General features: G+C 44.6%; 18 protein-coding genes. 10 read left to right on the top strand and 8 right to left on the bottom strand.

All coding sequences use genetic code 11. The features are described 5' to 3' along the window. Positions 1 to 20: 20 nt before the first annotated feature. Genes MD536_RS11450 through MD536_RS11435 form a run of 4 tightly spaced genes read right to left on the bottom strand, consistent with a single transcriptional unit; the run spans position 21 to position 1,813 of the window. Positions 21 to 476, bottom strand: a complete 456-nt coding sequence (locus MD536_RS11450) for a DUF6265 family protein (protein ID WP_239599267.1) — start codon at positions 474 to 476, stop codon at positions 21 to 23. 25 nt (positions 477 to 501) lie between these two features. Then, entirely contained in the window at positions 502 to 1,002 is a 501-nt protein-coding gene (locus MD536_RS11445; protein ID WP_239599265.1) for an SRPBCC family protein, read from the bottom strand. 11 nt (positions 1,003 to 1,013) lie between these two features. Continuing rightward, entirely contained in the window at positions 1,014 to 1,394 is a 381-nt protein-coding gene (locus MD536_RS11440; protein ID WP_239599263.1) for a VOC family protein, read from the bottom strand. An 11-nt stretch (positions 1,395 to 1,405) separates the two neighbouring features. Further along, positions 1,406 to 1,813: a DUF1761 domain-containing protein gene (locus MD536_RS11435; RefSeq protein ID WP_239599261.1), complete on the bottom strand. Its 408-nt coding sequence runs from the start codon at positions 1,811 to 1,813 to the stop codon at positions 1,406 to 1,408. Between the two features lie 46 nt (positions 1,814 to 1,859). Between MD536_RS11435 and MD536_RS11430 the strand changes: the two genes are divergently transcribed. From MD536_RS11430 to MD536_RS11415, 4 genes are all read left to right on the top strand, one after another. Then, on the top strand, positions 1,860 to 2,960 hold the full coding sequence (locus tag MD536_RS11430; protein WP_239599259.1) for a sensor histidine kinase: 1,101 nt from the start codon (positions 1,860 to 1,862) through the stop codon (positions 2,958 to 2,960). 1 nt (position 2,961) lies between these two features. Then, positions 2,962 to 3,711, top strand: a complete 750-nt coding sequence (locus MD536_RS11425) for a LytR/AlgR family response regulator transcription factor (RefSeq protein WP_239599257.1) — start codon at positions 2,962 to 2,964, stop codon at positions 3,709 to 3,711. A gap of 61 nt (positions 3,712 to 3,772) precedes the next feature. Then, the gene (locus MD536_RS11420) at positions 3,773 to 4,381 is read left to right on the top strand and encodes a DUF5606 family protein (RefSeq protein WP_239599255.1); all 609 of its coding nucleotides are present in this window, start codon (positions 3,773 to 3,775) and stop codon (positions 4,379 to 4,381) included. A gap of 10 nt (positions 4,382 to 4,391) precedes the next feature. Beyond that, a complete protein-coding gene (locus MD536_RS11415; protein ID WP_239599253.1) occupies positions 4,392 to 6,107 on the top strand; it encodes a M3 family oligoendopeptidase in 1,716 nt (571 codons plus the stop codon). A 191-nt stretch (positions 6,108 to 6,298) separates the two neighbouring features. Here the strand turns inward: MD536_RS11415 and MD536_RS11410 are convergent, their stop codons facing one another. Both MD536_RS11410 and MD536_RS11405 read right to left on the bottom strand, forming a co-directional pair. Next, a complete protein-coding gene (locus tag MD536_RS11410; RefSeq protein WP_239599237.1) occupies positions 6,299 to 6,715 on the bottom strand; it encodes a Fur family transcriptional regulator in 417 nt (138 codons plus the stop codon). Positions 6,716 to 6,726: 11 nt separating this feature from the next. Then, positions 6,727 to 7,374: an SCO family protein gene (locus tag MD536_RS11405; RefSeq protein ID WP_239599225.1), complete on the bottom strand. Its 648-nt coding sequence runs from the start codon at positions 7,372 to 7,374 to the stop codon at positions 6,727 to 6,729. A gap of 138 nt (positions 7,375 to 7,512) precedes the next feature. Between MD536_RS11405 and MD536_RS11400 the strand changes: the two genes are divergently transcribed. From MD536_RS11400 to MD536_RS11375, 6 genes are all read left to right on the top strand, one after another. After that, positions 7,513 to 7,905 (top strand): MerC domain-containing protein, encoded by a 393-nt coding sequence (locus tag MD536_RS11400; protein WP_239599223.1) that lies wholly within the window; start codon positions 7,513 to 7,515, stop codon positions 7,903 to 7,905. Positions 7,906 to 7,989: 84 nt separating this feature from the next. Beyond that, a complete protein-coding gene (locus tag MD536_RS11395; RefSeq protein WP_239599221.1) occupies positions 7,990 to 8,586 on the top strand; it encodes a NifU family protein in 597 nt (198 codons plus the stop codon). Positions 8,587 to 8,596: 10 nt separating this feature from the next. Continuing rightward, positions 8,597 to 9,328, top strand: a complete 732-nt coding sequence (gene pxpB / locus MD536_RS11390) for a 5-oxoprolinase subunit PxpB (protein ID WP_239599219.1) — start codon at positions 8,597 to 8,599, stop codon at positions 9,326 to 9,328. Next, positions 9,315 to 10,286: a 5-oxoprolinase subunit C family protein gene (locus MD536_RS11385; protein WP_239599212.1), complete on the top strand. Its 972-nt coding sequence runs from the start codon at positions 9,315 to 9,317 to the stop codon at positions 10,284 to 10,286. The genes pxpB and MD536_RS11385 overlap by 14 nt, the downstream gene beginning before the upstream one ends. An 11-nt stretch (positions 10,287 to 10,297) precedes the next feature. Continuing rightward, entirely contained in the window at positions 10,298 to 11,017 is a 720-nt protein-coding gene (locus tag MD536_RS11380; protein WP_239599198.1) for a 5-oxoprolinase subunit PxpA, read from the top strand. Then, positions 11,014 to 12,180: an NRAMP family divalent metal transporter gene (locus tag MD536_RS11375; protein ID WP_239599196.1), complete on the top strand. Its 1,167-nt coding sequence runs from the start codon at positions 11,014 to 11,016 to the stop codon at positions 12,178 to 12,180. Before MD536_RS11380 ends, MD536_RS11375 begins: the two co-directional genes overlap by 4 nt. Here MD536_RS11375 and MD536_RS11370 read toward each other — a convergent pair. Further along, positions 12,155 to 12,565 (bottom strand): OsmC family protein, encoded by a 411-nt coding sequence (locus MD536_RS11370; protein WP_239599194.1) that lies wholly within the window; start codon positions 12,563 to 12,565, stop codon positions 12,155 to 12,157. The two genes, MD536_RS11375 and MD536_RS11370, sit on opposite strands and share 26 nt — an antisense overlap. Positions 12,566 to 12,575: 10 nt before the next feature. After that, positions 12,576 to 13,706, bottom strand: a complete 1,131-nt coding sequence (locus MD536_RS11365) for a saccharopine dehydrogenase family protein (RefSeq protein ID WP_239599193.1) — start codon at positions 13,704 to 13,706, stop codon at positions 12,576 to 12,578. Positions 13,707 to 13,740 lie beyond the last annotated feature (34 nt).

The following is a 13,740-nucleotide window of genomic DNA, read 5'->3' as shown; positions in this document are numbered from 1 at the left end:
ACCTGTTTTGGGCTTACGTCTTATTTTACTCTTTTAAAATGAAAGTCGACACGGGTGGATGCATTGTTATCTCCTGCATCAATCCATGCATGCAACGAGTCCGATCCTTTAAAACTATAGACAATTCTTCGTGGAAAATCATGTTTGGGATTTTCAAAAAAATAGGATCCGTTTTGATATCCAGTCAACCGAAAACTGACACGCTCCTGCTCCGGTTGATTAAATGTTTTTGCCTGATAAAAAACCTGTTGTTGATTTTGAATGAGAAGTATTTCTTCAGAAACCAGGGTATCCCCTTCATTTACTTTATACATCCGTCCGACCATTGAAAACGAATCCCGGATTTTCCATTCCTCGTATTCCGGTACTGATGTGCCAATTCTTTGCCAACAACCTTCCAGTTGTTTTAATTGTTCAAAAGGACCGGTATCCTGCTTCAAACTGAACGCAACCAAAATAAAGAAGTACAGTTTCATATGATGTGAAGAAGGTGTCTGACGATTATGAGTTTAGCATGTCCTGAAGATTAACATCCCGGTTCCTTAAATCAATGCCACCTTCAAACAGGCTTTTCAAATTGGTAAGGTAAAAAGTCCAGCCAGTCTTACATCCAACATAATATTGGAATTGCGAATGTTCATCTGTTGGTATTTCCGACTGCTCGATTTCTACTATCTGCTCATCTCCCGCCATTAAAATGCGAACAGTACAGATACCGGCTTTCCCAAACCGGAAAACAAGCCGGTCCTGACCATTGGCTTCCAGGATTTCACCTTTTTCAACCACTTCGTCGGCATATCCATGCCAATAAAAGCTATAGGTACATCCCGTACGGATTGTTTCTTCCTCATCGAGGATATATCCTTTAGCATCCACAAACTCACACTTGCGAAGAAACCAGTATTCCATTCCAGCTTTGGTTGTCCAGGCATCATATAAATCACTTCTACGTGCACGTACATTTATCCGTACTGTGAATTTGCTCCAGTCATGGTTTGACATTGTAAAAAAATTTATCCAACCGGAACCGAATGGAAGGCCACCCGGTTGCCTTCGGTATCATAAATAACAGCCATAAAGCCAATATCCGGACTTATTTCGGTTTTCGGGACAATGATTTTTCCGCCTGCTGCTTCGACCCTGTCCAGTATATGCTGTACATCCGGGTTGGCATTCAGATAAACAAGGGTACCATTGGACTGAGGTTGATAAAAATCCGGTGCATAGGAAAGTGCCCCGCTTATGTAGGTTTGATCCGGAACAGGGAACATCCGCATCTGTATACCCGGCATATCCATAGGAATCAGTTCCAGTCCGAGTATGGTTTCATAAAATTGTTGCGCACGGGCGAGATCATTTGTAGGGATCTCGAACCAGCTGATTGAATGTGTCATATGTTTGGGTTTTATCGCCAGAGACCTATTATAGCCCCCATAAGAGTAAGAGAAACAATAGAGTAACCGCCATTGATCAGGATATACCGCCAGGATTTCAATTCGAATAAGCTATGAATAGCAATAGCACAGAAGGTCCAGATGCCGGCTAAAAATCCAGCTGTTGCACCCCATGTCAGATCTGTTTTTATTTCTGCGCTGTCTACCAGGAACATGCCCAAATTGGCAGCCATAATCAGGGAAAACAGGGCAGTGAATCCAAAGATTTTTCCTTTGTTACCAGCCCGGATCTGCTCTTCGGTTAATGCGGATTCTTTCATCCAGGCTTTACCAAATAATCCGGGTGAATACCATATTCCGCCTACTACAAAGGCAGAGAGACCGGCTACCAGAACGGCCAGCCAATTGATGCTACTCATGTCCATATTAGCTGTTTTGATTCCTAAACTATTGTCTAATTTCACAATGACCAAGACAACCAGCATGAACCCGGAAGCAAGGGCGACCAAAGCCGATTTTTTTCCGACAAAACTTCCTGAAAAAGAAAGCAGGATCAACGATGTGGGATTCCGTGTGATCCTGATACCATTTTGCGGAATAGTGATCCCCCTGGTTACGTCCCTGGTACCGCATCACCAATTCAGCCTCCTGCAGATCAAGTTAAGTTATCTCTACACCATTGGAATTGCACTGATCATCTGGGAAGGCAACAGATTCCTGCTATTCACACTACGCTCTTATTTCAATTGGTTCAACCAGCCGGTAAAGAAAATCCTTGCTCTTCTAATGGTGATTCCTTTTTTTACTATACCCGTTACTGTATTGCTGCTGGTTGGGTGGTATCATCTTTTTCTTCAGGGAGAAATCAACTGGAATACTATCTGGAACAACAGCCTCATCATTCTGATATCCGTAATTTTTATAGTGCATGTATATGAAACCGTATTCCTGGTCAAGGAATCTGAATCAGAAATACTAAGAAATGCTACACTGGAAAGAGCCCGGGCAGAAGCTGAACTGCAGGCCCTCAAGAACCAGATCGATCCGCATTTCATGTTTAATTCACTCAATACATTGAGTCACCTCATCAGCTCGGATCCCCACAAAGCCCAGGTTTTTAATGATACCCTGGCGGATGTTTACCGATATATCTTACAAAACAAGTCGCGCGACCTTGTTTTATTACAGGAAGAACTGGACTTTATGGATAACTATATTGCATTGCTCAAAATCCGCTTTGGCGATAATATTCTGGTTAATAAAAACATTCCGGCATCAAGTACAGATCAATTTGTATTACCCCCTATTTCACTTCAGATTCTGATTGAGAATGCTATCAAGCACAATGAGTTTTCCAAGTCGCAACCACTGCTGATTGAAATTCAGGAATCAGGTGGTGAATTGCTTATTACTAATGAAGTACGCGAAAAAAAAGTTCGGCAATCCAATGGTATTGGATTAAATAATCTGATTGAACGGTTCAGGCTGATTACCTCCAGACCAGTTTCAATTGATAAAAATAATACTCACTTTTCTGTCCGTTTACCCTTACTAACCCTTCGCTGATATGAAAATTATACTGATAGAAGATGAAACGCCTGCAGCGGAGCGACTGATCGAAGCACTGGCAGCAATTCGATCGGACCTTGAGCCAATCGCCTTACTGGCAACAGTAAACGAGTCCATTCAATGGCTGAAAACACATGAACAGCCGGATCTTATTTTTATGGACATTGAGCTAACAGATGGACAATCCTTCCAGATTTTAGAAGAGATCCGGCTCGATTGCCCGGTTATTTTCTGTACCGCCTACGACGAATACTGGCAGAAAGCATTTGAACATAACAGTATTGATTACCTGCTGAAACCGGTTTCAAAAGAAAAGCTGGCTGCTTCAATTCAGAAATACGAGCAATTAAAATTGCATTTTTCCCATTCGCTCGAGCAACTACAACGGTATCATAAAAACCCTGAGGTTTACAAAAAGAGGTGGTTGATTAAACGAGGTGCTGATTATATCACACTGAAAACCGAAGAAATCGCATTTTTTTATGCTGCCCATAAAATGATTTGCCTGGTAGATACAGGCGGTCAGCGTTATTTGCTGGATAAATCCCTTTCTGAAATTGAGAAAGAATTGAATCCCGCCCATTTTTTCCGACTGAACCGGCAATACCTTGCTCATATAAATGCCATAAAAAAGCTGAAAACAGTGGGTAAAGGAAAATTACAGGTTGAATTGTTTCCTCAGGCACCGGAGGAAATCATCATCAGTGCCGACCAGACAGCCACCTTTAAGGAATGGCTGGATGCCTGAGCCTTCACCGGTCGGGTGGCAAAATTGTTTTATCTTGCACCTCCCTTACAATTTTGAAGATATGGAATACAACAGAATCATTGCCGTAACCGGATTACCCGGATTGTTTGAGTTAGTAGCCAGTAAAACGGACGGAGCGATTGTACGTTCCCTGGAGGATCAATCCACCAAGTTCGTGTCTTCCCGCAAGCATAATTTCTCTCACCTGGAGAGTATTGAGATTTATACAAAACGTGACAATATCAACCTGGTTGAAATATTCAAATCCATGAAAGCCAGCGGAACAAAGCTTCCGGACGTAAAAGACGGTAATGGATTGAAGGCCTATTTTGAGGCTACCTATCCAGATATGGATTTCGAAAGGGTTTACGCCAGCGATATGAAGAAAATGGTGAAATGGTTTGAAATCATCGACAAAAACAACATAGAGTTCAAACTCTCAGAAGCCGCAGCTCCGGAAGAAGAAACGGTGGTGGAAGAAGAGGCTCCGGCAAAAGCCAAAAAAGCGGTGAAGAAAGAAGTTGACCCGTCAGAGGAGGATGCGGCGACAGAAAAACCAAAGGCTAAGAAAAAAGCAGCTCCTAAAAAAGCAGCAGAAGAGGCGACTGATTCTGAAACAACAGAAGAAAAACCTAAGAAAACGGCCCGCAAGAAAAAATCAGAAGAATAATTTATTGCTTATGTCGATCGCCAATATTCAGAAAACTCCCAGGCATTTCCTGCCGTCTGACTTTACGGTTAGTAGCTGGGAAACGTTGGAACCATATTTTAAAGACCTGCTTGACCGGCCCATTCACTCTTTGGATGAACTGGAAAAATGGCTGGCAGACAGCAGTGAACTGGAAGCTGCGGTTAGTGAAGACGCCTGCTGGAGACAGATCCGGATGACCTGTGATACGGAAAATAAGGAGCTGGAAGAGGCTTTCACTTTTTTTGTGATGGAGATTCAGCCGAAAATCCAGCCCTATGCCGATCAGCTGAACCGAAAGCTGATCAGCAATGAATATACCAAAGCACTCGATCAGAAAGAGTATTTTACCTACCTGCGTTCAGTTAAGAAATCAATTGATCTTTACCGGGAAGAAAATATTCCATTACAAGCTGATTTATCGGTGATGGCCCAACAATATGGAGTCATTTCCGGAAAGATGAGCGTTACGGTGGATGGCAAAGAATATACCCTGCAGCAAGCTTCCAAATTTCTGGAGCATCCTGACAGAAGCAAGCGGGAAGCGGTTTACAGGAGTATTCAGGAGCGCCGTTACCAGGATCGCAACCAGTTAAATGAATTGTTCACTGGATTAGTTCAGAAACGCCACCAGGTAGCACTAAATGCGGGGTTCGCCAATTACCGCGATTATAAATTCGCAGAAATGGGCCGCTTTGATTATACCAAAGAGGATTGTTTCGCATTCCACGATGCTGTAAAACAGCATGTAGTTCCACTCGTTGCTGAAATCTATAAAAAGAAAAAGGAAAAACTGGGATTGGATACCCTTCGACCCTGGGATACCGAAGCAGAACCAGCCGGTGTTGAACCACTTCATCCATTCAAAACAGGCGAAGAGTTGCTGGAAAAAACGATCAGTTGTTTTCAACAGCTTCGCCCTTTATTTGCTGAATGCCTCATTACCATGAAAAAGATGGGGCATTTGGACCTCGAAAGCAGAAAAGGAAAAGCCCCAGGTGGGTATAATTGTCCACTCGCAGAGAGTGGTGCGCCCTTTATTTTTATGAACGCAGCCGGACAAATGCACGATGTTACCACCATGGTACATGAAGGCGGACATGCGATTCATAGCTTTCTTGCCCACCCACTGCGGCTTTCATCATTTAAGGAATACCCGATGGAAATTGCCGAAGTGGCAAGTATGAGTATGGAGTTATTCAGTATGGATTACTGGCACAGTTTTTTTAACAATTCTGAAGAACTGAAACGGGCAAAAGAACACCAGCTGGAAAGAGTGATTACCATTTTCCCCTGGATCGCCATCATTGATAAGTTCCAGCATTGGGTGTATGAAAACCCGCAACATACGCTTGAAGAGCGTGCTGCAAAATGGATGGAAATAAATGATGAGTTTTCAACTGGTGTGCTGGACCTAAGCGGGTTGGAGGAATTCAGGAAATATAGCTGGCAGCGTCAGCTTCATTTATTCGAAGTTCCCTTTTACTACATTGAATATGGAATTGCGCAGCTTGGAGCGATTGGCATGTGGATGCAGTTTAAGGAGAACAAGGAAGAAGCTCTTGACAATTATAGCCGGGCTCTTGCCCTGGGAGGAACCCGTACGCTGCCTGAATTGTACCAGGCTGCCGGCATACCGTTTGACCTGGGACCCACCCGTGTTAAAACATTGATGGACTTTGTAGCTTCCGAGATGGTAAAACTTTAAACAGTCCAAAAAAATACCCACATTAGGGTATGGGTAAAATTTGAAAAGTATGATTTATAACAATATATTTGTACAAGAAAACACTTAGAAAGATACTACGAATCCGAACAGATTCTTAAAATAGCTACTAATCAGAGCCTTAACCAAAAGTCCCGGTGTGTCTACATCGGGGCTTTATTTTTGAACTAATTCTAATTGCAGTCTTTGCATCTTCCATTTACAACGACCTGAATCTGGTTAAACTTAAAACCTTTTGGTAAACGTATAGCCGGTACCGTTACATCATCCAGGCACATAGTAGTTCCACACGCATCGCATACAAAGTGAACATGATTATCGTGGTGATGACCTTCTCCACAATCATCTTTGCACAATGCATACAACACACTATTATCTGATGTAGGAATAGAATGTATGATACCTTTGTTCAGAAATACCTGAAGCGTCCGATAAACAGTAACACGATCAAACTTCTCACCAGTTCTGCGTTCGATATCTCCGTGAGCAAGAGCTCCCTGCTGTTCCAGGAATAATTCGAGAATCTTAACCCGACTACCGGTGATGCTCAACTGATTTTTTTTCAAAATATCCTGTACGGCTTCCTGCATAGTGTACGTTATTAGAAAGTTGTCTTTGGCAAACGGGAGGCGTCGGTTTGAGGCTCCTTCAATAAAACAGGTATGTCTTCAATCATCTGATCTACTTCCTCCTTTTTCAGGCCATCATATATTCGACGAACCCGGCCGGCACGGTCAACCAATGCAAAAAACTGGGTATGGATGAACTGGTCCTCGATGTATTCATTATTGTTTTTAGGATCATCCAGTAAATAACTTACCCGTGCTGCCAGGTATAAACTGTCTTTCGGACCGGTTAGGAAAAACCAGTTGGCATTGTTGACACCCATAGAATCTGCATACACCCGCATCCTTGCTACTGTATCAGTTGCAGGATCCACCGAATGCGATAAGATCATGAAATCAGGATTGTTCTTATATGTCTCGAATACTTTTTTCATGTTGTTATTCATCTTCGGACAAATACCCGGACAGGTTGTGAAAAAGTATTCCGCTACATAAACCTTACCCTGTACCTTCTCCTGGTTGAAGGAATTTCCATACTGATCATTGAACCGGAAAGGTTGAACATAACTCAGTACCGGCATTTTAACCTCCCCGAATCCTGGCAGCAGCTTGCTCATGGCAAACACAAACCCTACAAAGAGCACGGCAAAAAACGCCAGGAAAAATAATGACTTCTTATTCATACCCGCAAATTTACGATTCTTCCACCACCCGACCGGTGTCATGCGCCTTCGGCGGATGCCTCCCGACCGATGCCACCCGTCCGGTGAAAGTAAAAATTATTTTGCAACAAAGTTGCATCTGTTTACTTTTGCCGTCCGATGTCATTTAAGATTAACTGGGACGCCCTGGGTATAGCAACCTCCATAGCCTGTGCCATTCACTGTGCAGTATTGCCTTTAATTCTCACAAGTCTTCCCATTTTTGGAACTAATATCATTGATAATGAAGCCTTTGAGTATTTAATGATCCTCATCGCTTTTATTATCGGAGCAAATGCACTCTGGCATGGATACAAAAGACACCATCATAAAGCAAGTCCCTATATCCTCTTCGGAATCGGAATTCTGTTGCTCCTGGCCAAACAACTATGGCATGAATGGCAACTCTGGTTCCTGGTTCCGGCAGTGATCGCTATCGTTTATGCCCATTTCCGAAATTATCAGCTTTGTCGCAGGGCCAATCATTGCCATACCAGCGATTGTACTCATTAAGTCAGCCTTCCTTCATAAGTTTTCCTAAATTCACAAACATACCCGGCTGGCATTTGTTATTTTTGCAGTTAAACGTGTTGAATTATGATCAAGACTGGAAATCCTGTTATCAGCATTTATACAGAAATGACTCCGAACCCGGAGACTATGAAGTTTGTAGCCAATAGACTTCTGTATCCAGGCCGCAGCATTGATCTGCCAGATATGGAGAGCGCCAAAGCTTCTCCGCTGGCTATGGAACTTTTCGGCTTTCCATTTATAAAAAGCGTTTTTATCGCCAGCAATTTTGTAACACTTACCAAAACTCCGGAAACTGAATGGAGTGATGTTATTCCTTCCATCCGCCAATTCCTGAAAGACTACCTGGAAGAAGGCAAGGTGGTTGTGAATGAGGAAGAGATTGCGGCATTGAAGCCCCAGGGAAGTAATGAAGTAAGTGCGGATGACGATGATGTAGTGAAGCGTATCAAAGAATTGCTTGAAAACTATGTGAAACCAGCAGTTGAAATGGATGGTGGTGCTATCCAGTTCAAAAGCTACCAGGATGGTGTGGTGAACCTGATGATGCAGGGATCCTGCAGTGGTTGTCCCAGCAGCATGATCACCCTGAAGGCAGGTATTGAGGGCATGATGAAACGAATGATTCCCGAAGTAAAAGAGGTAGTGGCAGAAGCAGAATAAAACAGGCATTTTGGCAAAGGAAGACTCCTTCCATATTTACCCGATTGCTGAATCAGCCATTACCATTGAACATGGCAGGGAGATTTCTATACCAGCCCACCAGCAACTACTTCAACTGCAGCAGGTTTTCCACCAGGACCAATTCTGCGGATTCCTGGACAGTTCTATAACATACAACAGCCTAACGGTTTTTTTTAACCCGGCTCGACTTTTTTTAGAAGGCCAGCGCTCCCCGCTGGCCTTTGTTCATGAAGAAATTCAAAAGAGGCTTACTCTAAATTCAGGAGATAACAGAATAGCCCTTCCGGATGCGACCCACCACCTTATTCCTGTTTGCTATGAAGGCTCTATGGCACCAGATCTTCAAGCCGTTGCAAGTTACCACCAGACCCATCCGGAATCCATCATCGAAGCTCATTGCTCCCAGGATTGGTATGTATTCATGATTGGCTTTAATCCGGGATTTGCCTACATGGGCCTGCTCCCCGATTCACTTGCCATGCCGCGAAAAGCCACTCCTGCTCTGCAGGTGCCAGCAGGTTCAGTGGGCATCGCCGGGCAACAGACAGGGATTTATCCAAATACTTCTCCGGGCGGATGGCAAATCATTGGCCGGACTCCCCTTTCCGTTTTTAACCCCTCCGATCAGAATAGTTGCCTGTTCAAACCAGGTGACAGCGTACGATTTACGCCTATTGATTCCAATACCTTTCAATACCTGAACCAGCATGAGAATCCTTAAAACCGGTATCTCCACCATTCAGGACCAGGGTCGATTTGGTCACCGAAACCAGGGTATACCCACCAGTGGATGCATGGATTCTCTCGCATCGCGTATAGGCAACCTGTTAGTCGGAAATGAAGACTCGGCTGCCTGCCTGGAAGTAAGTAATGGTGCTTTTTCCGCCAGTTTTGGTCGAACCAGCCTGGTAGCACTTACTGGTAAAGGCTATGAAGGATTTGTGAGTGGACGACCTGTTGCCTACTGGCAACCCTTCCTTGTTAAAGAGGGTGAATTTCTCCAGCTCTTTCCCCGCGAGGTTGGATTTGCTTATCTGTCTATCCATGGTGGCATCCGTACAAAACCGCAATTTGATAGCCGGTCTACTCATTTGCCATCAAAGATTGGCGGTCTGAATGGTAAGGTGCTTCAACCTGGTGATCATCTTCCTGTTTCCCATTTCCCGGAGCAAGATGGCCAACATATTATGCATTATCTATCAAAGCTAAGTGGCCAGGTTCGCCTTAGTCCGGCAATCACCCCAAATTATGCTCAGCAGGAGATTCGATTTTTTCCTGGACCAGAGTATACCTGGTTCACTGAAGAATCCAGGCTTTTACTGGAGCAAACTGGTTTCCAGTTGGGGCTCGCATCCAACCGCATGGGTTTTAGGCTTCAGGGACCCCAACTGGAACGTGAAGGATCCGGAGAGCTGTTATCCCAGCCTGTGCTGCCCGGAACAATGCAGGTTAGTCCGGATGGACAAATATTATTACTGATGGCAGATGCTCAAACCACCGGCGGGTACCCAAGGATTGGTCAGGTTGCAGCTGTAGATATTCACCTCGCAGCCCAAAAGCCTCCGGGAAGCACCATTAATTTCAAAAAAATTGCGCTTTCGGATGCAGAAACCCTGTTATTCGAAAGAGAAAAGCAATTACTCCAGCTCAAACGCGACTATTATCTTTATTTCTCCTAAACAGCTACCGGATGGAACTCAACTGCGATCTTGGGGAAGGCACAGGAACAGATGCATCCATACTTCCCTTTATACATGCTGCGAATATATCCTGCGGACTGCATGCCGGATCCCCGGTTGAAATTTCAAACACCATTGCATTGGCTAAAAAACTGGGGGTTCAGGTTGGAGCCCACCCATCCTGGAATGATCGGGCAAACTTTGGAAGAACAGAACAACAGCTGCCTGCAGCCGAACTAGTTACATTGATACTCTATCAACTGGGCGCCATTGATGCACTTTGCAGGTTTCACAATTACCCCATGAAACATGTCAAACCTCATGGAGCGCTCTACAATCAGGCAGCAAAAGATCCAATAGTAGCAGCAGCCATTATTACTGCTATAAAAAGTTTCAATCCTACCCTTCAATTGTACGCCCTCAGCAATAGTGTACTGGCAAAACTGGGAAAGGAAGCCGGTCTGACAGTGAAAGAAGAAGCGTTTGCTGATCGTCGTTATACTGCATCCGGAGAATTAGCATCGAGGCAGTTACCAAACGCAGTACTTCAAAATAAGGAAGAAGTGCTTCAACAGGTGAAAGAGATTCTCCTAAATCAACGGGTACGAACAATTGAAGACAACTGGATTCCCCTGAAAGCAGCTACACTTTGCATCCATGGCGATGGTTCGACCGCGGTTGAACTGGCGAAAAGCATTCATGAATTTCTGCAACTGTCCAATCCTGCATGAAGAATAAAACTTCATCCGGCTTTTGGGCAGCAGCTTTCCTGATGGCAACTTCAGCCATCGGTCCGGGTTTTCTTACTCAAACCACCGTATTCACACAGGAGTTACTTGCTTCCTTCAGTTGCATCATCCTGGTATCCATTCTGCTCGACATAGGTGTTCAGCTCAATGTATGGCAGATCATCTTTGCCCGCCGGCAAACTGCCAACCAGGTGGCGGATTCCTTATTACCTGGATTAGGGAAAGTGCTGGCACTGCTGATCGTAACGGGCGGATTTGCTTTTAATATCGGGAATATTGCCGGAGCGGGACTGGGATTAGAAACTATAACAGGGATCCCTAACCGAATAGGTGCAGCCATCAGCGTAGGATTCATCCTGCTGCTGATGATGAGCAGGCAGCGTGCACTGCCATTTATGGATCAGGCTGTTAAATGGATGGGCATATGTATGATCATTTTAACCGGATATGTTGCTGTATCGTCTTCACCGCCACTTGGAGAACTTGCCATACAAACCGTACTGCCCAGCAGGTTTGATTACAAAGCTTTGCTTACCATCGTGGGAGGAACTGTTGGAGGATATATCTGTTTTGCCGGGGCGCACCGAATACTGGAAGCCTCAAAAACAGAAGAGATTACGCTGAAGACGGTGAGGAGATCAGCCATTACCGGAATTTTGACAGCCTCGATAATGCGTTATCTCTTGTTTCTTGCCGCATTGGGTGTTGCAAGCAGGGGATTACTGCCTGCATCAGGAAATCCATCCGCAGAGGTATTCAGACAGGCAGCAGCAGAAACCGGATTTCGGTTATTCGGTATCGTTATGTGGTGTGCAGCAGTAACATCTGTACTCGGTTCCGCATATACTTCGATCTCCTTTGCAAGGACCTATTTGCCCTGGCTGGACAAACAGCCTGAAAAAGGAATACAACTATTTATTATTAGTTCTGCCATATTCTTTTTGTTCTGGGGAAAGCCGGTGCAGTTATTATTGGCGGCAGGACTGATAAATGGCATCATCCTTCCTGTTTCACTGGTTATCTTATTAGTAGCTGTTGGAAATAAAAAAAGCAGCTACCAACACCCCGGGAGCTTACAAGTTGTGGGATGGTTGATAGCCGCTTTGCTAACCTGGACAACTATCCAAGTGTTGCTTCAGAACTAATAGAAGTATTCAACAACTTGCTGATGGGGCAATTTTGCTCCGCATCTTTAACACAGGCTTGAAATTGTTCTGCACTGATTCCCGGAACCACCCCTTTTACTGTCAGGTGCGATTTGGTAACAGCACCGTTCTCAAAAGTAATGGCACAGTTTGTTTCAAGGGAGGTAGGGGTAAAGCCGGCTTCACCCAGTACAAAACTCAGTTTCATGGTAAAACAGCCTGAATGTGCTGCGGCTACCAGTTCTTCCGGGTTCGTACCAATACCGCTTTCAAAGCGGGATCCAAATGAATATTGCGTTTCACTCAATACGCCACTCTGGGTAGTGAGATGTCCTTTTCCTTCTTTTCCGGAGCCGTTCCAAACGGCAGTTGCTTTGCGAATCATAGTACTTGTTTTAATGGTTGATAATGGCTTTCCAATTTACACCCCTATTGGTTAGGTATCGTAGAATAAATTCAAAACAATCAGGGTGGCGACCAACCCACTCAGGTGGGAACACTCCCTTTTCGGTGAATTGCCCCGTTGCCACCAGTTCCACAACAGCCGTGCAGGTATAACCTGTTGTGCGCGACATGGAGGATGTTTTCGTTACGGGATCATACTGATCAAGCAGGTTGTATTCCACCCGCATCGGACGCTTTTCCTTTTCTCCTTCTACAATTACCCGCATTACAGTAAACTCTGCCTCTTCTTCCCCTAGTTTCCATTGCCGGAACAAGAGCGCTGAGCTAAAATCAAGTGGACATATAAGCTGCCCTGCAATCTCCATCTTTTCCTCACTAAAAAACCCTGCCAGCTGTAAAGCCTGTATTAAATCGATATGTCCGGGATAACGAAGTGTCTGCTCCTTCAGATCCGGGATATGTGCCATGGTATAGAGAAGAGAACGCAATCCATCCGTATTAAAAGCTTCCAGGGTTCCTATACCCTCAAAATCCATCAGGCTTCTGTCCGAAAGCGCCGGCTTGGTTACTATGCGGCCATTTTCCATCTGGCGGGCCGGACGCGTATACTCTTCAATCACATCCACCGGAGAAAACGGTGCCTTGTATTCAAACGGTTTTTTGCGGATTTGCGGCAGTCCGCCTACATAACATTCAAACCGGTTCACCTTCATTTCTTCATTATACCGGCCAAGGATCAGGTTTCCCATGCCCGGGGCAACCCCGCAATCCGTAACTACAGTAACTCCCTTTGATTTGGCAAGGGCATCTAGCTGAAGCGCATCTTCCGGGAAAAAGGAAATATCAACTACTGACTTTCCAGAGTTTATAACGGCTTCGAGTACCCGAAAACCCATAAACCCGGGTACAGCAGTAACTACCAGATCCACCTCTTCCAGCAAGGAAGGATAGGATGAATAGTTAGTAAGATCCGCAACCTGCGTATTTACAGCAGGTGCCTTGCGATGTAACAATTGCAGGGCTGCCTCATCCCTGTCAAATGAATAAACTTCATGGCGATCTGAAAGGTCCATAGCGATCGTTCTGCCTACCATACCAGCCCCTAAAACAGCTATTTTCATGCAAACAATTTCCGGCAATCTAAAAATTCTGACG

It is taken from the genome of Flavihumibacter cheonanensis (assembly GCF_022352215.1).
Classification (GTDB): Bacteria; Bacteroidota; Bacteroidia; order Chitinophagales; family Chitinophagaceae; genus Flavihumibacter; species Flavihumibacter cheonanensis.
Note: the sequence above shows the minus strand (reverse complement) of the source record. Positions and strands in the feature narration are given on the sequence as shown.

Bases quoted from the DNA above. Each gene is read 5' to 3' on its own strand.
- MD536_RS11425 (WP_239599257.1), top strand. From the start codon at position 2,962: ATGAAAATTATACTGATAGAAGATGAAACGCCTGCAGCGGAGCGACTG.
- MD536_RS11420 (WP_239599255.1), top strand. From the start codon at position 3,773: ATGGAATACAACAGAATCATTGCCGTAACCGGATTACCCGGATTGTTT.
- MD536_RS11365 (WP_239599193.1), bottom strand. From the start codon at position 13,706: ATGAAAATAGCTGTTTTAGGGGCTGGTATGGTAGGCAGAACGATCGCT.
- MD536_RS11370 (WP_239599194.1), bottom strand. From the start codon at position 12,565: ATGATTCGCAAAGCAACTGCCGTTTGGAACGGCTCCGGAAAAGAAGGA.
- MD536_RS11375 (WP_239599196.1), top strand. From the start codon at position 11,014: ATGAAGAATAAAACTTCATCCGGCTTTTGGGCAGCAGCTTTCCTGATG.
- MD536_RS11415 (WP_239599253.1), top strand. From the start codon at position 4,392: ATGTCGATCGCCAATATTCAGAAAACTCCCAGGCATTTCCTGCCGTCT.
- MD536_RS11430 (WP_239599259.1), top strand. From the start codon at position 1,860: ATGACCAAGACAACCAGCATGAACCCGGAAGCAAGGGCGACCAAAGCC.
- MD536_RS11395 (WP_239599221.1), top strand. From the start codon at position 7,990: ATGATCAAGACTGGAAATCCTGTTATCAGCATTTATACAGAAATGACT.
- MD536_RS11380 (WP_239599198.1), top strand. From the start codon at position 10,298: ATGGAACTCAACTGCGATCTTGGGGAAGGCACAGGAACAGATGCATCC.
- MD536_RS11385 (WP_239599212.1), top strand. From the start codon at position 9,315: ATGAGAATCCTTAAAACCGGTATCTCCACCATTCAGGACCAGGGTCGA.
- MD536_RS11445 (WP_239599265.1), bottom strand. From the start codon at position 1,002: ATGTCAAACCATGACTGGAGCAAATTCACAGTACGGATAAATGTACGT.
- MD536_RS11410 (WP_239599237.1), bottom strand. From the start codon at position 6,715: ATGCAGGAAGCCGTACAGGATATTTTGAAAAAAAATCAGTTGAGCATC.
- MD536_RS11440 (WP_239599263.1), bottom strand. From the start codon at position 1,394: ATGACACATTCAATCAGCTGGTTCGAGATCCCTACAAATGATCTCGCC.
- MD536_RS11405 (WP_239599225.1), bottom strand. From the start codon at position 7,374: ATGAATAAGAAGTCATTATTTTTCCTGGCGTTTTTTGCCGTGCTCTTT.
- MD536_RS11435 (WP_239599261.1), bottom strand. From the start codon at position 1,813: ATGAGTAGCATCAATTGGCTGGCCGTTCTGGTAGCCGGTCTCTCTGCC.
- MD536_RS11450 (WP_239599267.1), bottom strand. From the start codon at position 476: ATGAAACTGTACTTCTTTATTTTGGTTGCGTTCAGTTTGAAGCAGGAT.
- MD536_RS11400 (WP_239599223.1), top strand. From the start codon at position 7,513: ATGTCATTTAAGATTAACTGGGACGCCCTGGGTATAGCAACCTCCATA.